At 33.4% G+C, this 18,678-nt stretch carries 15 protein-coding genes; 13 read left to right on the forward strand and 2 right to left on the reverse strand.

Translation table 11 applies throughout. The annotated features are described in order from the left end of the window. Nucleotides 1–37 precede the first annotated feature (37 nt). The 5 genes from CHB80_RS15525 (at nucleotide 38) to CHB80_RS15545 (ending at nucleotide 4,853) form a co-directional block, all read left to right on the forward strand. The gene (locus CHB80_RS15525) at nucleotides 38–2,449 is read left to right on the forward strand and encodes a TonB-dependent receptor (RefSeq protein ID WP_089372419.1); all 2,412 of its coding nucleotides are present in this window, start codon (nucleotides 38–40) and stop codon (nucleotides 2,447–2,449) included. Nucleotides 2,450–2,605: 156 nt separating this feature from the next. Further along, nucleotides 2,606–3,169 carry a TetR/AcrR family transcriptional regulator gene (locus CHB80_RS15530; protein WP_089372420.1) on the forward strand — a complete coding sequence of 188 codons (564 nt, stop codon included), beginning with the start codon at nucleotides 2,606–2,608 and terminating at the stop codon, nucleotides 3,167–3,169. 70 nt (nucleotides 3,170–3,239) lie between these two features. Continuing rightward, nucleotides 3,240–3,788, forward strand: coding sequence for a carboxymuconolactone decarboxylase family protein (locus tag CHB80_RS15535; protein ID WP_089372421.1), 549 nt, complete (start codon nucleotides 3,240–3,242; stop codon nucleotides 3,786–3,788). Between the two features lie 107 nt (nucleotides 3,789–3,895). Further along, on the forward strand, nucleotides 3,896–4,309 hold the full coding sequence (locus tag CHB80_RS15540; RefSeq protein WP_143337155.1) for a hypothetical protein: 414 nt from the start codon (nucleotides 3,896–3,898) through the stop codon (nucleotides 4,307–4,309). 154 nt (nucleotides 4,310–4,463) lie between these two features. After that, nucleotides 4,464–4,853 carry a group III truncated hemoglobin gene (locus CHB80_RS15545; RefSeq protein ID WP_089372423.1) on the forward strand — a complete coding sequence of 130 codons (390 nt, stop codon included), beginning with the start codon at nucleotides 4,464–4,466 and terminating at the stop codon, nucleotides 4,851–4,853. A 2-nt stretch (nucleotides 4,854–4,855) separates the two neighbouring features. On the opposite strand, the gene CHB80_RS15550 is transcribed toward CHB80_RS15545, so the two are convergent. Continuing rightward, the gene (locus CHB80_RS15550) at nucleotides 4,856–7,021 is read right to left on the reverse strand and encodes an ATP-binding protein (protein WP_089372424.1); all 2,166 of its coding nucleotides are present in this window, start codon (nucleotides 7,019–7,021) and stop codon (nucleotides 4,856–4,858) included. Nucleotides 7,022–7,173: 152 nt separating this feature from the next. Here CHB80_RS15550 and CHB80_RS15555 point away from each other — a divergent pair, with 152 nt between their 5' ends. Then, the gene (locus CHB80_RS15555) at nucleotides 7,174–8,334 is read left to right on the forward strand and encodes an aspartyl protease family protein (protein WP_089372425.1); all 1,161 of its coding nucleotides are present in this window, start codon (nucleotides 7,174–7,176) and stop codon (nucleotides 8,332–8,334) included. Nucleotides 8,335–8,456: 122 nt separating this feature from the next. Here CHB80_RS15555 and CHB80_RS15560 read toward each other — a convergent pair whose 3' ends face one another. Beyond that, nucleotides 8,457–9,779, reverse strand: coding sequence for an amidohydrolase family protein (locus CHB80_RS15560; protein ID WP_089372426.1), 1,323 nt, complete (start codon nucleotides 9,777–9,779; stop codon nucleotides 8,457–8,459). Between the two features lie 323 nt (nucleotides 9,780–10,102). On the opposite strand from CHB80_RS15560, the gene CHB80_RS15565 reads away from it, so the two are divergent. The 7 genes from CHB80_RS15565 (at nucleotide 10,103) to CHB80_RS15590 (ending at nucleotide 18,531) form a co-directional block, all read left to right on the forward strand. Next, nucleotides 10,103–13,300, forward strand: a complete 3,198-nt coding sequence (locus tag CHB80_RS15565; RefSeq protein WP_089372427.1) for an AsmA-like C-terminal region-containing protein — start codon at nucleotides 10,103–10,105, stop codon at nucleotides 13,298–13,300. Between the two features lie 53 nt (nucleotides 13,301–13,353). Further along, nucleotides 13,354–13,944, forward strand: coding sequence for a hypothetical protein (locus tag CHB80_RS15570; protein ID WP_143337156.1), 591 nt, complete (start codon nucleotides 13,354–13,356; stop codon nucleotides 13,942–13,944). Nucleotides 13,945–14,948: 1,004 nt separating this feature from the next. Then, on the forward strand, nucleotides 14,949–15,176 hold the full coding sequence (locus CHB80_RS24420) for a hypothetical protein (RefSeq protein WP_143337157.1): 228 nt from the start codon (nucleotides 14,949–14,951) through the stop codon (nucleotides 15,174–15,176). 149 nt (nucleotides 15,177–15,325) lie between these two features. Then, entirely contained in the window at nucleotides 15,326–15,919 is a 594-nt protein-coding gene (locus CHB80_RS15575) for a hypothetical protein (RefSeq protein ID WP_089372429.1), read from the forward strand. Nucleotides 15,920–15,923: 4 nt separating this feature from the next. Further along, complete coding sequence (locus CHB80_RS15580; protein WP_089372430.1) at nucleotides 15,924–16,964, forward strand: DUF262 domain-containing protein; 1,041 nt, start codon at nucleotides 15,924–15,926, stop codon at nucleotides 16,962–16,964. 207 nt (nucleotides 16,965–17,171) lie between these two features. Continuing rightward, nucleotides 17,172–17,771 (forward strand): hypothetical protein, encoded by a 600-nt coding sequence (locus CHB80_RS15585; protein ID WP_089372431.1) that lies wholly within the window; start codon nucleotides 17,172–17,174, stop codon nucleotides 17,769–17,771. A gap of 79 nt (nucleotides 17,772–17,850) precedes the next feature. Further along, the gene (locus CHB80_RS15590; RefSeq protein ID WP_089372432.1) at nucleotides 17,851–18,531 is read left to right on the forward strand and encodes a hypothetical protein; all 681 of its coding nucleotides are present in this window, start codon (nucleotides 17,851–17,853) and stop codon (nucleotides 18,529–18,531) included. The last annotated feature ends 147 nt before the right edge of the window (nucleotides 18,532–18,678 follow it).

The raw sequence follows: 18,678 nt of genomic DNA on the forward strand, positions 1-18,678 counted from the left end.
TTTATAAGTAGAATTATAACGTAATAAAGTAATAGCTATGATGAAAACTAACTACCTATTCGCCGCGTTTTTTTTACTTTCCCTCTCTTTAAGTTTTACTAGTTTTTCTCAAAACATAACACAAAGAGGTCCAAATAATCCAGGAGTTCCAACAATAGTACAGGTATCTGCAAAAGACTCTCTATATGTAATGAGAGAACATGTTGTATTACAACTAGCGAATGAACAAATAAACAATGATCTCTTATTTTTCAAAGCATATCTTTTAACAGGGCCACAACAAAACAGATACAGTAACAGTCGTGTATTACATATTGAACTCCAAGATACAGATGGAACTACGGTTAAAAAGCAATTTCATGAAATTGTAAACGGAATGGTAGCGGGTAATATCATAGTACCTAAACGAACAAAAGAAGGAAATTATACGGTAAAAGCATACACACAGTGGATGAAGAATTATAGTGACACTCCGTATACCCAAAAGCACATACAAATTGGAGATGCATTTGATGATACTAACATTGCTCCCAAAAATACAATTACCATTCTTCCAGAGGGAGGGACCTTCTTACAAGGGTATAAAAATAAAATAGCATTTCAGATACCATCTCAACTTGTGAGCAATGATGGTACACTTGGAACAATCATAGATAGTCAGGATAATACGATTATCAAAGTACAGGACTATGATGCTGGTTCAGGTATTGCATTTTTAGAACCTAAAAATGGGGAACGCTATTTTTTAAAATTAGACAATGGCACCACCTATCCCTTACCTAACAGTGAAGACCAAGGTCATCTATTACGTATTAATAATATAGCACCTGCTATTGCTAGTATTCAAGTAGTACGTACTGAAAAAGCACAAAAAACACCACTCAAACTTGTGGGAACACTTCGAGGTGTACCCTATTTTGAGAAGAAAATCAATTTCACTAAAAATAGTGCAGATATAAAACTAGATAAAGAAAAAATACCAAGAGGTATCTTACAACTTCAATTGATTGATTTAGAAGGAAATTTAATAGCCAAAAGACCTATTTGGATAGAAGGACAATCCCTACAAATCACAATGGATCAAGTCGCTTCTACTGACAATGAAGTTACATATAAAGTAAAAGTGACCGATCAAAAAAATAAGCCTGTAAAAACTGAAGTAGCACTTAGTATTATTTCTGAAGGAGATAAAAGTACTAGCATAAAAGAAACCGATCTCTTTTCTTCACTATCCCAAGAACGCAATGCTACCACAGAAAGGAATAGACGCTTTTTACAAGATATGAGAGTGCTTATTGCACATCAAGATAATGGCACAGAAGCTTCTATAATGACAGATAATATAACATATCCTATTCAAAAAGGACTTCGTGTAATAGGATACGCTTATGATCTTAATAATAAACTATTAATCAATACACCCGTTCAAGTGATGTTTACCAATGAAAATGGTATTTCTATCGAAGAGACGACCACAGATGCAAACGGGGTTTTAAGAGTAGATAATATTCAGATTGATGGAGAAACAACACTCGTATGTAGAACCAAAGCTGATGATACAAAATCCAGATTGGTACAATTAGAACGTATTGAAGATGCTTTTTATGTAGATCCTGAAAAAGAAAAGGCAAGAATAAAAGAAGCAAAAAGAGGTTCAAAGAAAGAACGTAATGTATCTCAAGAAGAAAAAGAACTTGCTGTAAAACCATTTGATACTTCAGGAACGCTTGTTTTATATGAAGTACCATTAACTGGGAAAAAAACAAAAGAAGCACCTCCAACAGAAACACCTTCTGTGTATGGCGTAAAGCCACCTAAGCACCGAATAATATACCAAGATCCTGATAAACCAAAGCAAGTTGGCGAATTACTATTAAGAATTCCTGGCGTTATTGTTTCTGGCCTCGGTGATATATCTCCTACTGTTTCTATTCCTCGTGCATCTGGCTCTCCGTTATTTGTAGTAGACGGGTTTCCTATCACACAAGCAAGTAATGGTTTTGGCAATTCATTTACTGGCGGTATTTTATCAAGTGCCCCAAGATCAAATTTAAATGACCTTCTAGCCGTGGTAAATTATTCGGATATCCAACGTATTGAAGTGTTGATTGGTCCAGACGCTGCTATTTATGGCTCTAGAGGCGCTGGAGGAGTAATTGCTGTATATACGCGTTTTGCAGAAGATACTTTTATTCCTAGAAAAAATGCGCAACTTGAGTTTCAGGGATATGAACCTGTAGTTGCTTTTGAAGAATACCAACAAAACCTTTCTAAAAGAGAACGTGAAAATGCTGCTGTACTTTACTGGAATCCATCTATAGAAACCAATGAAAACGGCGAGGCAATGATTACCTTACCTATCACGGATACTACAAAACCACTGAAAGTAAAAGCCACCACCATTAATCAAAAAGGCAACGTGGGTATACTACAGACCTCACTTAACTAATATGTTTCTGGGTACGCTTTCGCGAAAGCGTAGATAGGAAATTCACGACCAAAAAGGGAGAATGAAATGGTAAAGCATACAGAAAAATCATAAATAAATAATATTATTTTTTTATTCCTAACCGATTGTTTAGTTTTGTATTGTTTTTGAAACCCTATGGCTAGAAAAAAAGAATATAACGAAGACGAAGTTATTGAAAAAGCAATGCGCCTATTCTGGCGTAATGGCTATGAAACGACTTCTATGCAGATGCTTGAAAAAGAAATGGGTATTAATAAATTTTCTATTTATTCTAGTTTCGGAAGTAAAAATGGAGTCTTTTTAGAGAGTATTAAATGCTACAAGAAAAAACTAAACGATATTTTAATTCCTTTAAAAAATACAACCAATGGCGTAGAAGGTTTAAAGCAATACTTTTATGATTTCATAGCTTTTTCTAAAGATGAGCATTTTGGAAAAGGGTGTTTAATTACGAATGCTGCCAATGAACTACAGGAAGATGCAGATCCAGAAATCAAAGCTGAACTCAGAAAGTTTACAGCCGAAATTAGAAATCAGTTTGCGCTAGCGCTACAAAAAGAGAAAAACCAAGATCCTAACACCATTGAAAAAAAGGCAGACTATTTTATTATCTCCATGTTTGGACTTGCCTCGGCATCTAGAGTATTTCAAAAAAGCCAATTAGACAACTATATCGAAAACATATTTACAAACAGTTAATATTTTTTTAACCCATAACTAAACGATTGTTTAGCTATTTTACAAACATAAATTACAAATAAAAAAAAGCATGAGTACATTAACAATTCACACTATCGAAACCGCTCCAGAAGAGAGCAAAGAATCTTTAAAAAATTCGGTTAAATCATTTGGGATGCTTCCTAATTTACACGGAGTTTTATCAGGATCACCCGCATTACTAGAGGTGTATAAAACTACACATCAGTTATTTTCAAACTCTTCATTTAATGCCGAAGAACTCACTGTAGTATGGCAAACCATAAATGTAGAACACGAATGTCATTACTGTGTTCCTGCACATACAGCTATCGCACATATGATGAAAGTAGACCCTGCCTTAACAGAAGCCTTACGTAATGGAGAGGCAATGCCTACCGAAAAATTACAGGTATTACAAGACACTGTATTGAGCATTGTTAGAAATCGCGGTCATATTAGCGATGCAGAATTAGAAACATTTTATGCGCAAGGGTATGGTCAAAGACAAGTATTAGATATCATTTTAGGTGTTTCTCAGAAGGTAATTAGTAATTACACCAATCATATTGCTAATACCCCTGTAGATGAACCTTTCCAAAAGTTTGCATGGACTAAATAATTTCCTCAAGTCATATTTTATATACAAAAGCAGTTGAAGAAATAATCTTCAACTGCTTTTTCTTTTAAATGTTTATCTTGAAAATGAATTAATAACTTTAGACTTTGTTGAAAGCCATATTTTTTACTTTATTGCTAGTGCTTTTTTTTAGTTGTCAATCAAGTGACACTAAGGGATTAAAATTCGTCGCATTAGAGGCTTCAGGTAAATCAATTAATACCAGTTATGACTTCTGTTCTGTCGTAGCGATAAAACATGAATACTCTTACAGAATAAATACATGGGAATTTATAGTCAATGATTCTATCAAAATAGCAGAAGGTCCTTATATAAATACATTAGTTACTATTGATGATCATGGCGGATGTCCATATTCTTTTTTCACAGATTCAATAGCTATCGAAAAATGGTCGTTTTGGGATTTAAAAGGAAATCGTATTCCACCTAATCAAAGACTAAAAAATATCATTACCTCTAAAGACACGCTATGGGCTATGATAGATTTAAGTGACTCGCTTTGAATAAAACTTTTCTGGGTACGCTTTCGCGAAAGCGTACTTACAAGACTCACAACTGGAGAGAGAATGAAATGGTAAAGCGTACTCAGTCTAAAAAAAATACAATCTGCTTATTTTAAAACCTCATATGCATAGAGTTACTATCTTGTGATCTCTTATGAAAAAAGAAATTACATCCAGAGAAGATATTCATCTTCTAGTCACTACGTTTTATAGTCGCATTCGTAAAGATGTATACCTCGCTCCTATTTTTGAACGTCATATCCATGATTGGAAAGAACACTTTGTACACCTTACCGATTTTTGGGAGGCACAGCTCTTTTTCAAGAAAAAATTTACTGGGAATCCATTAGCAAAACATCAACAAGTGGATGCTGCAGAAGGATACACTATTCATGAACAGCACTTTGGTATCTGGATCAATTACTGGATACAAACCATAGATGATTTATTTATAGGAGAGAAAGCGGCAACACTTAAAAACAGAGCAAGAAAAATAGGAACCTTCTTGCATGTGGGTATGTTTAATGCAAGACCAAAACAATAGATTTATACAATCTCTGTTGTAGCAATGGTATCATAGATTTTTTCAATAAAATCTGCAGTGACAAAGGGCTTTAAAATATACCCATCCATTAATTGTCTATTGATTTTATCTTCGATCTCTTCTGTAGAGGCGGCCGTTAAAGCAATGATAGGCGTTCTATTTCCATTATCTCTAATGATTTTTGTAGTTTCATATCCATCTAACTCAGGCATATGAATATCCATTAGGATACAGTCAAATGAGGTGTCTTCCAGTAGAGTGATTGCTTTCTCACCAGAATCTACTACTTGAGAAGTAATATCATACTGATCTAAAATCTTTTTAGTTACTAGTAAGTTAATTTTATTATCATCTACCACCAAAACCTTCTTATGCGCTAATCCTTTGGTCAAATCTTTAAGATCTTCATCTTTTATAATTGCTTTACTACTCTTAGATACTTTTAATTCAAAACTAAAGGTTGCTCCTTTGCCTTCTGCACTATCTATCGCAATCTCACTTTCCATAGCATCTAACATCCGCTTTACTATAGAAAGTCCTAAACCTGTCCCTTTAAAAGAATTTCCTGTTTTAGAATGTTCTTGATAAAACTCTTCAAATATTTTTTCCTGACCTTCTTTAGAAATACCAACTCCATCATCTTGAATAGCAAAATATAGGGTTACCTCATCCCCTATGGTTTCTACTAATTTTACACGAATTATAATCGTACCATTACTTGTAAACTTAATAGAATTAGAAATAAGATTGATTAATATTTGGGAAAGCTTTAGAGAATCTCCTACTAAGACTTCTGGAATAGTGGCATCATATACTAACTGTACTTTATTATTGCTATCGCGAATGGCATACTCTAAACTTTCTACAATATCTAAAATTAAAATCTTTGGTTTAAATTCTAAAAACTCTACGGTCATTTTTCCCGCTTCAACTTTATTTAATTGAAGGACATTATTAATGAGTGATAATAGATGATTTCCTGAAAAATTGAGAGACTCAAGATATTCTTTATGACTACTATTCACGTTTTCTTTTAGTAATAGTTTAGAGAGTTCAATCACGGCATATAATGGCGTACGAAGTTCATGACTAATTTCTGAGTAGAATTTACTCTTTACATTAGATAAGTATTCTGCTTCTTCTTTTGCTATTTTGAGTTGTTTGTTTTTATTAAATATTACATACACCGCTAGTAAAAGGATAACACTCACGATAATAAATATAATATTAGACACACGTGATTTCTTAAAAGCAATGGCTTGCTTTTCTTTTTCTTGATTTGCTAGAAATAACTTTTCTTCATTGTCTTTATTACGAAATTTCGTTTCTATTTCTTTAGCAATTTCTAATTCTCTAAACGTATAGATCGTATCGGCTACTTGCGTATATGACCGTAAGGCTAGAAAAGCATCTTGATAGTTTTCATCTTCAGAATAACGCTCGGATTGGGTTCTATAGAGCGTAGCTAGAATTCCATAAAAATCATATTGCTTTGCGTAAGCGACACTCTCATCAAAATAGAACATATAATTTTCAACATCACCTTTTTCAAAGTACACATCGCTCAACCTCATGTACAAATACCCAACAATAGATCTTCCTTTTACAAGTGTCGATTCTTTAGAGAGTCTATATGCTTCATTATAATAGATGAGCGCATTGTCATAATCCTTTTCAACATTATGTAAATACCTTGCATAATTATAGAGTGGATATATAAGTTCATCTTTATTCTGAGAAGCTCTTCCCAAACTTATCGCTTCTTTAAAATACACATTTGATGTTGAGATACTATCCAATTCCCGATAAGTGACACCAATATCACTGGTTACTTTGATAGCATTTCCTACATCATCAGATTTAAGAAAATAGTCTCTTGATTTAAATAAGAAATCAAAACACAAGTTGATATTACCCGTATTGTAATATGAGTTCCCAATAACATTATATGCTTTGGCTCTTAAATGATCATTTTCAGTTGCTGATGCATAGGCAATGACTTGATCTGAAATTTTTATCGCTTCTCCGTAATCAAATTGATCAAACAATTTATAAGCGCGTTCTACCTCTTTGTACATAGAATCTACGATAACACTGTCTTGCACTTGAGCATAGCTAAAGCTATAAATGCTCATAAGTAAAGTACAGAGTACATACGTATATTTCATTAATCAAGTTGGTTATAAGTCACTGTAATTTAAGTAAAAAACATTAGAAACCTTTTTTACTCCTTAAAATTATTACTTAATAAAAGAATGACGTTAACATTCGTTAACCCTTTTTTATTGCATTCTTAGTTACTTTTGAAAAAAACAATTTCATGAGAAGTTACCTTTTTCTACTCTTTTTAAGTAGTACAATACTCGCCAATAGTCAAGTCACAAGTATCCCATTTGAAAAAAGAGGTTTAGTGTATATACCTGTACAAGTACCTGGAAAAGACACGGCACTCACATTTGTTTTTGATACTGGAGCTTCTACGGCCGTTATGGATAAAGCAGTTGCAACACGTTTAGGAATAAAAGCAGATACCAAACAATATGCGACTGGAGCATCAGGTTCTCAAGAGTATGAAATTGCGATCAATAGAACACTTACCATTGCCGATGTAGATTTTAATAGATTAAACCTAGTACTGGTCGATCTTCAAGAATTAAGTAATCGTTCTGGTATGCAAATAGACGGTATTATAGGATATGATGTGATTAACGAGTTTGTGACTCAGTTTGATTTCGCTGAAAAGCAAATACACCTTTATAAGAACGCAAAAGATATTAAAGATACGACTGGATATACTGCTCATTCTATAAAAATGGATAGTTCCATTCCTAGAGTAACACTAGATTGCACTTTTAAAGATGGTTCTACAGTCTCTGGAAATTTTCTCTTTGATAGCGGTGCCAATCTAGGGATTCTTTTTAATACTCCTTTTGCAAAAAAACATCAACTAGAAGAGAAATTAGATAAAAAAATAACCATTTCTTCTCGAGGACTCACAGCAACATCTACCTCTATAGTAGGATTGACAAAACAGGTTTCTTTATTAGGAAATACCTTTTCTGATGTCCCTATTAGTCTTTCTCAATCCACACAAGGTGTAAGCTCTCAAAAAGGTTTTGCAGGCATCCTTGGCGCTGATATTATTAATCGTTTTGATATGATTTTAGACTACAATAAAAAGAAACTATATCTAAAACCTAACGGTTATTACAAAGACGCGTTTGATGTTCCTTTAGTAGGGTTTACTATCAAAAAATCAGGAGATTATATTGTGATAGGAGACGTTATTCAAGATACTGAAGCTGCCCAAAAAGGAATTCAGAGCAAAGACCAAATACTTGCTATAAATGGAACATCACATACCGATTTAAAAAGCTATAGAGAACTCTTAAAAAAAGAAGGACAGACCATACGTATACGACTTAAAAAGGCTTCTGGAAAAGAAGAAGAAATCGAATTAAAACTAGAGCGCTTATTATAAACCTATATAAAATTCAATAGCAACACCTTCTCCCTGAGGGAGAAGGCTGGGATGAGGGTTTTATCTAGCCTATATTATTCCTTCAATACCTAAGAGAAGGCCGGGATGAGGGAAACTAAAAGTTACTTATACCGTTTTCCATGTTTAATCACGATATCTACATCCTGTAAGAGACTTATATGACGTAGTACATCCCCTTTTACAGCAATAATATCGGCAAATTTCCCTTCGGTAACAGTGCCTACTTCGTCTGCAACTCCCATCCATAAAGAAGGCCAATACGTTGCACCACGAATGGCATACATAGGATCAATACCAAATTCATTTACCCAAACATCTAGCTCATTCCATGTAGACTGACTATGAAACTTCATAGGAATACCGCTATCTGTACCAATCATCAATACAACACCCGCATCCAGCAGTTGATTAATCTTAGTCTCTAAGGTAGGCTTACGCGCTGGTGTTAATTGGAAATAAGGTAATCTATCCTTATGCTTAAAGCTATTTTTAATATCAGCAACAATGGTGTCATGCAGTCCGCGATGCCAAGAATCATTATCCAGATGTTCACCATGATCACGTACATATTCATAATTATACAACCCTTCTACTGTTGGACACCAAAATAAAGGTCCCAGATTCATCTGTGCAGTACGCGCTCTAATAGCATCCATCACATCATCAGGATATCGCGGTGCAGATGAAAGCCCTGTATGCTCAAAACAATCGGCTCCTGCTTTTAAACCTGCTATAATTTCCATAGGACGGTGCCCGTGCGCCACCACTTTTAAGTTATGTTTATGTGCCTCATCTACTACTGCTTGAAGCTCGGCAGTAGTCATCTGATCTTGATCTATCAACTTGATACAATCTACTCCTGCATCGGCAAGGCGTTTTACTTTTTTACGCGCATCATCTGGCCCATTAATGCCCCATCGAAATGCTTCGGTACCTGGATAAGGCTTCTTCTGAATAAAAGGACCTGATACATATAAAGTCGCTCCAGGAATCTCTCCATTATTGATACGATCCCGCACCGAAATACTCTCTTCAAGAGGTGCTCCAAGATCACGCGCACTCGTGACACCCGCCATCAATAATTGCTCGGCAGAAGCTGGCATAATCGTATTTTCTAATAATGGCAAATAGGTTTTATCCCAATACGCATAATCTGCATGCCCATTAATCATGGTATGTACATGCATATCCCATAATCCAGGAAGTACAGACATTCCTTCGGTTGAGATGACTTCAGCGCCTTCAGGAATTGCTAAAGTGGCTACCGTTCCCACAGCTTTTATTTTATCACCTTCTATAAGAATCACGCTATTCTTTATAGGCGTAGCCCCATAACCATCTATAAGCGTCCCTCCTACCAATGCTTTTACTTGCGCTTGAAGCGAAACAGTTCCTATTAAAAATGCAAAGAGTAATTTTTTCATGGCGGTTATTTTTTCTTAAATATAAATAAATCAGACGTATTATAAAGAGATAATCTCTAGTAAACAAGCAAACATGATCCTTCTGAATGTACTACAAAACCATGCTATATAAGCCATCAAAACAATATCATGTGATAGGGTATCTTTGTAAGTACGCTTTCGCGAAAGCGTATACAAGAATCACACAGGTAGAAAATAAGATTCCTTAAAACAACACAATGCTGTTAATCAAAAACTAAATCGCATTTCTACACAAGATTTATTCCTATGAATTCGTTACTTTTAAAGTCGAACACTTTTTCTAACTATAAAGACCACTCCTTTTGAAGATTAAAAAATTCTGGAAACGAATTTTAATAGCGCTCATCGTAGTTCCTATAGTGATACTAGGAGCGCTCATACTCTATATTCAGAGTAACCAATCTGAAATTATTAAGAGTGAGATTGCCAAACTCAATAAAGAGCACAAAGGCCAAATTAATGTAGGGGAAAGTGAATTATCCCTTTTTGGCAACTTTCCGCATATTTCTATAAAAGTGTATGATGTGCAGGTTCTTGAAACAAAAGAAGAAAATGCGCCTATCATTATGGACGTAAAAGACATCTATATAGGGTTTAATCTATGGGATATTGTCAATGGAAACTATGACATCCAATCGTTATTACTAGAAGAAGGTGTTTTCAATATTGTCATTCACGAAAACAATACCACCAACATTCAAAACTCCTTAGCAAGTACTTCTGACACAGAAACACCCACGACTAATATCCATCTTAAAAAGATCAAGTTTAAAAATCTAGATATTCATACCTTAGATGAAGCCACCAATACCGATGTCGAAAAGTTTGTATATGCGGGCACCGGTGGGTTTAGCCGAAAAGATAGTATCATCGCTGGGCATATAGACACCTATTTTGAATTAAATGTGATAAAAGATAGTGATACCACCTTTTTTCGTAAAAAGCATTTTGAGATTAATACAAACCTCACATTTAATGAGCATACGGGTATTCTGAACATACAACCTTCAGGGATTTCGATGGAAAATGGCGATTTTGAATTAGAAGGATCGATAGATACCAAAAATGATGTAGACTTGGATCTGTCTATAAAAGGCACCAAGAATAATTTTGATATGTTTATCGCCTTTGCACCTACTGATATCATTCCTGTATTAGAAAAATATAATAATGCGGGTAAAATCTATTTTAATGCAACGATCAAAGGTGCTGCTAATAAAGGAAATCGACCGCTTATCAATGCCGATTTTGGCGCTGGAAAAGCCTTCCTCGAAAACACCAAACGCAAGAAAAAGATAGATGAAGTAGGTTTTAAAGGTCATTTTACCAATGGAGCCAATAGAGATGCCAGTACGATGGAGTTTTCACTTACGGATATGAAAGCCTCTTTGGAAAAAGGGGAATTTCAAGGCTCCGTATTTGTCAAGAACTTTGAATCTCCCGAAGTCGAAATGCAAATCGATTCCAATTTCAATCTCGATTTTATCGCAGACTTCTTCGAGCTAGAACAAGTACAAGACGCCTCTGGGCAGGTTTCTCTGAAAATGAATTTTCATGATATTATTGATGTAGACCATCCTGAAAAAGCATTACAAAAACTCAATCAAGCCTACTTTTCAGAACTGATTGTAAAAGACTTGAGTCTAGACGCCAAAGAACTTCCCGTTCCCTTAGATAGCCTGAATGTACATCTTGTCATGAATGGCAAAAAAGCAACCCTCAAACAATTTGAACTATTGATGGGCAATTCAGATCTATCCATTAGTGGTTTTCTTTCAGATTTACCTTCTATTGTACATCATACAGACATTCCGGTAGATGCCCATTTAGATATTACTTCCAAGTATTTAGATATTGCCGAACTCACAGGATTTACAAAACAAGACACCATCCAAATAGGTGTTGATGAACAAATAAAAGATCTGACTTTAGGGCTTTCTTTTAAAGCTTCCGCGAAAGATTTTACAGAATCTAACTATTTACCAAGAGGCGAATTCTTTATCGATAGCCTGTATGCCGACTTAAAGCATTATCCGCATACATTACATGATTTTAATGCCGATATGTTTATAGATGATGAAGATGTAGAAATCATAGACTTTACAGGCTATATAGATGATAGCGACTTTCATATAGATGGGCTCGTACATGATTATTCGTTTTGGATGCAACCCGAACTTCAAGGAGATGTGTATTTAGATATCAACCTATCTTCAGAAAAATTAAGACTCGAAGATGTCTTCTCTTACAAAGGAGAAAATTATGTTCCGGAAGACTATAGACATGAAGAATTTGATAATCTGGCATTGCATTTCGCGTCAAGCATGCATTATAAAGATTCTGTATTACATTCCATCGATCTCGCTTTAGACAAGCTAGATACAAAAATGAAAGTGCATCCGTTACCCTTTGAAAATTTTAGAGGGAACATTCATTATGAAGACGATCACATTGTTATCAAAGACTTTCATGGCGAGATAGGTACGACCAATTTCAATTTCGATCTCAATTATTATTTGGGAGAAGATCCACAAATAAAGAAAAGAGATAATTACCTCGAATTAAACGCAAATTATATTGACTTTGATGAGCTGTTTAATTTTGAAGAAAATACAACAACACCAACAGAAGTAGCCGTTTCAAAAACAGCAGATGTAAAAGCACATGCAGAAGCCTTCAATCTCTATGAGTTGCCATTTACAGACATGCAATTCAAAGCAAATATTGGGCATTTTATATATCATAAAATCGATCTTCAACAGATCAAAGCAGATATACGCACCACACCCAATCATTACATCTATATAGATACTCTCAATATGGATGCCGCAGGAGGAAACATCCGATTGAGCGGTTATTTTAATGGAAGCGATCCTAAGCATATCTATATGCAGCCTGATTTGGTGATGACCAATGTAGATTTGGATAAACTGCTCTTCAAATTTGAAAACTTTGGACAAGACCATCTCGTATCCGAAAACTTACAAGGCAAGCTCACCTCTAGAATCAAAGGGAAAGTACGAGTATACCCAGATATGACCCCAGATTTGGATCAGTCTACCCTAGAAATGGACGTAAAAGTATTAAACGGCCGATTAAAAAATTACGATCCTATGTTGGCACTTTCCGATTATATGGGCGATAAAAACCTCCAAAACATTCGATTTGATACGCTACAAAACAGCTTAGACATACAGAAAGGAAAAATCCATATTCCAATGATGACCATCGAATCTACCATAGGTCATATGGAATTATCCGGTACCCATGACAGCGATCAAAATATCGATTACTACCTACGTATTCCTTGGAAAGCCGCTAGAAAAGCTGCTTGGCAAAAGCTATTTAAAGGCAAGAGAGACACCCTTGTAAACCCAGAACAAGAAGATGCCATTGTAGCCATAGACACCACCAAAAGAATCAGATACCTCAACCTAAAGATCAAAGGAAATGTAGATGACTACAAAATCTCTTTAGGTAAGAAAAAAGAAAAGGAGTAAATACAGCAAAATGATGTCATAAAACTAATGCGAAAAGAATGCTAAAAAGGATTTTGAAAATAGTACTTTTCATTGTAATAGTGATCGCTATTGGAGCTGGGTATCTTTACATTCGATTACATAATAATATTGATAATGTTCTAATTGCAAATGATACTTGGAGGAGTGAAGTTCTGGAATTCCCATTAATTTTTGCTGGTGACTTAGACTATCAAGGAGAAGAACATATTCGGTTTGCTCCTGGATGGGGAGAAAAAAATAGTGAGGATTATTTTTCATATGTTTTTTTATGGATTCTTGAAGAAGATCCAAATATAAATGCCTCTGAATTGGAACGTATAATGGAAATCTATTTTGATGGTCTTATGGGTACTGGAGCCATTACTAATTTAAATTTCTTTAAAAAAATCCCCGAAACAAAATCTTCTATACAACAAACCGCTAATAACACTTTTGAAGGTTCTATTGAGATGTATGATGAATTTTTCAAAAAAGAGATCATTACGCTCAACGCAAAAATTAAAAGCGAGTATTGTCCACATCAGAAAAAATATTTGGTTTGGTATTATGTATCTCCACAAGAGAAAAATCATCCGATATGGAATCAATTAATGAATATACATACAAGTACTAAGTGTCATTAAACGAAAACAGTTGACAACAGTCCTGATACGAAAAAAAATTACCACTAGACGCAATATTCTATTTTCTCTTCTTTCTTCTCTCTTCTCTCTTCTCTCTTCTCTATTATATTCTATACTCTATACTCTATACTCTATATTCTATATTCTATATTCTCTCTTTCAAAAAATTCGCTTTCGCGAAAAAGTATAATGAAGCAGAAGTTTATACTGATTGTCACACTGAGCGTGTCGAAGTGCAAAAAGATATACTTCGTCACTTGAGCAACAAGCAGTCATCTCGACTGCAGGAGAGATCACACATCAAGCTAAGATTCCACAAATAAAATACTCACTGTTATGCGATTTCTCGTCGTTCACTCTTCACTCTGTCGAAATGACGAAGACAAAAGTTTATACTGAGTGTGTCGAAGTGCATAGTCGGAGTGCGGAAAGATAAACTTCATCACTTAAGCAACAAGCAGTCATCTCGACGACAGGAGAGATCACACATCAAGCTAAGGCACTCACTGTGATGCGATTTCTCGTCGTTCATTCTTCACTCTGTCGAAATGACGAAGACAAAAAGCAACTTTCTCCCCCATTTACGGGTTTCCGTAACGAAGGTTGTGGGGAATTGGGTAGGTTTAGGTTTAATTACAAACGTTTATAAATAGTTGTAGTCATTTGCACACAATAGCTATTCATGACAGTAAAACTGAAAACAACTCACAAACAAACAATTACAACTATATTTATAAAAAATTACACTACATTTGAGAAGAAACGTTTATATAAAATATATCGTACGTGTATGATATAAAGTAGTTGTAGTGCATTTAAAATTAAGATGCTAAGAAGATTATAATAGATGAGAACTTATTCGGAAAACACTGAAGAACTAGAAAAAAAACACAGTTTTAGTTTTCCTTTAGATAACAAAAATTAGAGCTTATACATAATAATATCATTTTACGTAATGATATTGCATACGTATTTTTCAAATCCAGAATCTTAAATTCACTAAAATGCAAAATCTATTTGAAAACGAATTATCTAGTGAGTCATTTTTGGACAAAAAAATTAACCAAACGGATAGACTTAAAATTTATAAAACAATAAAAAATCAGTTTCCCGTGCCAGTTAATGAGAGAAAGAAATTGAGTTTGTATTCTTTGTTTTATTTAAATGAAAAACCAAACATCAATAGTAGATTATTAACCATTAAAGATTTAATTTGTGATTTAATCAAGTAAAACAGATTGACGATTAAGAGAGATTTTGAAACATTTTTTAAACATGAGCTTGATAACTTAAAATACTAGAACGACACTACAACAATATGTGAAAATGTATTAAAAACGCATTTTACACTAACCGTTGTATGTAATTAACAAAAACGAATATGACAAAAGAAAATTTTCAGGCAGATATTGAAGTAAAGGGTAATAGCGAAATTTTCTTAAATTATCTTCAAGGAAATCAAATTTGGTATTTTACAGATTACTTGAAAGTAGAAAACCCTTCAGATACTTACGATAATTTTAAAAAATTTGTTTCTCAAAGTTTAGGAGTTAGTTTTAACAATGTTTGCATTGTTGGTAGCGGAAAATTAGGCTACAGTTTAGCTCCGGATAAAAATTTCAGCGATTTTAATGAAGAAGAATCAGATATTGATTTGGTAATAGTCTCGAGAAATTATTATTACAAATTTTGGAATGCATATTTAGATCTTTATGAAGACAAGGTTAATATCGGATATAGATATATAACTAGTAATATTTTCAGAAGGTTTATATCTGTAAAGGAACCAAAGCCAATTCACCCTTTTTTTAAAGATTGGATATCAAGAATTGAAAAATTCAATAAGGATTATCAACTTTTATTTGGAATAAAACACGATATTAATTATAGAATATACGATTCGTGGGAATCAGTTGAAAGGTATCATCTAAAAGGAATTCAAGAAATAAAAGAATTAAGTACACAAGAAAAATAGAAAAATGGCATCAATAACAGATTATATATATATTGAAAGAAAAGACGTTAAATGGTTAACTGACCAGATTAAAAATGAGCTTCTACACGTTGATAATACTTTTCAAAGACAATACATTTGGACAGTAAAAAATCAAATAAGACTTATTGAGACAATTTTATTGGGTTACGCAATACCTGAAATCTATTTATGGGAAAGAGATACAGAAAGTGAATCTGGCAATACAAATTTCAGCGTAATTGATGGACAGCAAAGATTGGGTTCAATTTTTAATTTTATTAATGGAGATTTTAAACTGAATGGTACTTATTTAGATTTTAGAGACGCTGGTTACACTGGTAAAACTTTTACAGAACTAACCGAAAGCGAGAGAAATCAAATTTGGAAATATCCAATATCTGTTAGGTTTATTAAAGACAACGTATCCAGAGAAGATATAGTTAATATGTTCTTAAGACTTAATAGTACAACTACTACATTAAATCCACAGGAATTAAGAAACGCTGAATATAGTGGGTTGTTTCTGAGACTAGCCAATGAACTGACGGAAAATCCAATATGGCTAGAAAGTTCATTATTCACAGGATTGGATTATCGTAGAATGAAGGATATCGAGTTTATCAGCAGCCTACTAATATTTATAAGACTAGGTATTGAAGAAGAGACAACTCAAAAAAGCATAAACAAAGTTTACGATACTTTCAACGAAGAATACCCAGATTATGAAGAGGATAAAAATCTGTTTGAAAATTTATTATCTATTGTTAAAAAGTTTTTAGACGCTTCGGATTCAAATAAAAAACTCATTTCAAGAAAAGTTCACTTTTATACTTTGTTTACAGTAGCTTATTACTTATTTCAAAAATATGGAGACGCTCAACAAAAGCATATTGATAACTTCAACGCTTTTGTAGAAGATTATGGAGATACAGAAAATCGAGTTGGACTAATTGAAGAATATTTTCAACTTGGACAAGAAGGAACTCAAAGAAAAAGTAACAGGATGAGAAGATTTGAAATTTTGAAAGAAATATTGGAAAAATAACTACTAAACACAACGTATACGACTTATAATCGGGTAGTTGTTTAATTGAAGTTAAGGCTTATTTGATAGTCCGCCAAATTTTTAAATTTAGCTTTTAGTAAAAAAAAGAAAAAATCAGAAATTCAGCTCGTGCATAATTTGAAAATTCAATGTCTTTGTACACGCTACGTTTCATATACAAGACCGTTATTAAACTAAAAAAATCAAATGTTTGGATTATTTACTAATAAGAAAAAGCAGAAAGAAAAGATTGATTCCCTATTAATCGAGAAGATGAGAGAATATTCAGATGTAACTGAAAAATCTTATCGAAACTTTATTTCATATATGAAAGAAGACTTTCCAAATGACCAAATAAGTTTATCAATCTATGGTATTTACAAAGCTCGATTTGGAACTAATTTAATGGTGGCAATTGGTGCTCAATTTAGCAAATCAAAGATTGGTTATGGAAGTGGACAAGAAATGTTTAATGATATACAAATAGCTTCTGCTTTAGCTCATGAACCATTTTCTCAACCACAAGAAATTGATTTTATAGACAAGTCAACTATTGCCAAACAAACTGAAGAAATTATTGAATATATAGTCAAAGCAATTAAACCATATCAAGAAGAACTATATAAATCAAATATTGACAACTCAGCGGAGTATTTTAGTAAATTAAAAATCTATTTTCATAATTGTATTGCTGAATGCATTTCTGAAAAAGAACTACAATCCAAAATCATTGATATTGAAGATATTTATTTCCAAAATATCACGAATCAAAATTTGAATATTTTAATTGACTTTATGAAGATATAAATAATTACAATAATGCATACCCTTCAGGATACGTACCATAGCTAGAGCGTTATATCTTCTACGAAATAAACTAATCAAAATGTCTAAAAAAGTTGCGCTAGAAACATTTACATTAAAAGAGATTTCAGGAATATTTCAAGAATCTCTCAAAATTGCCTTGCCAAAATCCAAAGGGGCAATTGCACATAAATTAAAGCAATTTAAAAAAATAGGAATAAGCAATTCCAAATGGATAAAAACTTATGAAGAATTTAAGGGAGCAAAATTGAGTTTCTATTGTGAAAAAATACCAACTGAATCTCAACCCATTGTAAGTATCGGAATGACACATAGAACAAGTAACGGATTATTACTAGTTACTGCTGACACTTCAAATGGAGGAATTTCACCTACTGGTTTTGTGCAAAATTCAAGTTGGAATAAATGGGTTCGAATATATACTGGACATTTTTGTAAAAGGTTTGCAGAACGAATTTTAAAAAGTGAAAATTCTACATTCCAAATTGGTTCTAAAGGAATTATGTTCTCTGATATGCAAGGACCAGTTCGAGTTACAGATACTATTGCAGAAGGAGTAGATGAAATTGAGTTTCAATTTAAAGAAGGACAAGCATATGGATACAGAGATAATAACAACAAGATCACATATTTTAGAACTACATATTCAAATGACATGCTAAAACACGATAGGTTGGAGTTTAGAAAAGAATGGGAGCAACCCTTAGAAGAACTTTATGAATTATTTAAATGGAAAAAATAAAAGTCAAGTTCACAATTATATATAGTTAAGAGATAAAATAAAAAGTAAAAGAGTTTGTTTTTTCTTACTACAAACTTAAAAGTAAATAATATAAACCCGTCCTATTGTCTAAAAAACATATAACCCAATCTCTAGCAATCTCAAAAC

Origin of the sequence: Dokdonia pacifica (genome assembly GCF_900188275.1) — a bacterium.
Classification (GTDB): domain Bacteria; phylum Bacteroidota; class Bacteroidia; order Flavobacteriales; family Flavobacteriaceae; genus Dokdonia; species Dokdonia pacifica.

Bases quoted from the DNA above. Each gene is read 5' to 3' on its own strand.
- CHB80_RS15575 (WP_089372429.1), top strand. From the start codon at position 15,326: ATGACAAAAGAAAATTTTCAGGCAGATATTGAAGTAAAGGGTAATAGC.
- CHB80_RS15530 (WP_089372420.1), top strand. From the start codon at position 2,606: ATGGCTAGAAAAAAAGAATATAACGAAGACGAAGTTATTGAAAAAGCA.
- CHB80_RS15550 (WP_089372424.1), bottom strand. From the start codon at position 7,021: ATGAAATATACGTATGTACTCTGTACTTTACTTATGAGCATTTATAGC.
- CHB80_RS15585 (WP_089372431.1), top strand. From the start codon at position 17,172: ATGTTTGGATTATTTACTAATAAGAAAAAGCAGAAAGAAAAGATTGAT.
- CHB80_RS15560 (WP_089372426.1), bottom strand. From the start codon at position 9,779: ATGAAAAAATTACTCTTTGCATTTTTAATAGGAACTGTTTCGCTTCAA.
- CHB80_RS15580 (WP_089372430.1), top strand. From the start codon at position 15,924: ATGGCATCAATAACAGATTATATATATATTGAAAGAAAAGACGTTAAA.
- CHB80_RS15525 (WP_089372419.1), top strand. From the start codon at position 38: ATGATGAAAACTAACTACCTATTCGCCGCGTTTTTTTTACTTTCCCTC.
- CHB80_RS24420 (WP_143337157.1), top strand. From the start codon at position 14,949: ATGCAAAATCTATTTGAAAACGAATTATCTAGTGAGTCATTTTTGGAC.
- CHB80_RS15535 (WP_089372421.1), top strand. From the start codon at position 3,240: ATGAGTACATTAACAATTCACACTATCGAAACCGCTCCAGAAGAGAGC.
- CHB80_RS15590 (WP_089372432.1), top strand. From the start codon at position 17,851: ATGTCTAAAAAAGTTGCGCTAGAAACATTTACATTAAAAGAGATTTCA.
- CHB80_RS15555 (WP_089372425.1), top strand. From the start codon at position 7,174: ATGAGAAGTTACCTTTTTCTACTCTTTTTAAGTAGTACAATACTCGCC.
- CHB80_RS15545 (WP_089372423.1), top strand. From the start codon at position 4,464: ATGAAAAAAGAAATTACATCCAGAGAAGATATTCATCTTCTAGTCACT.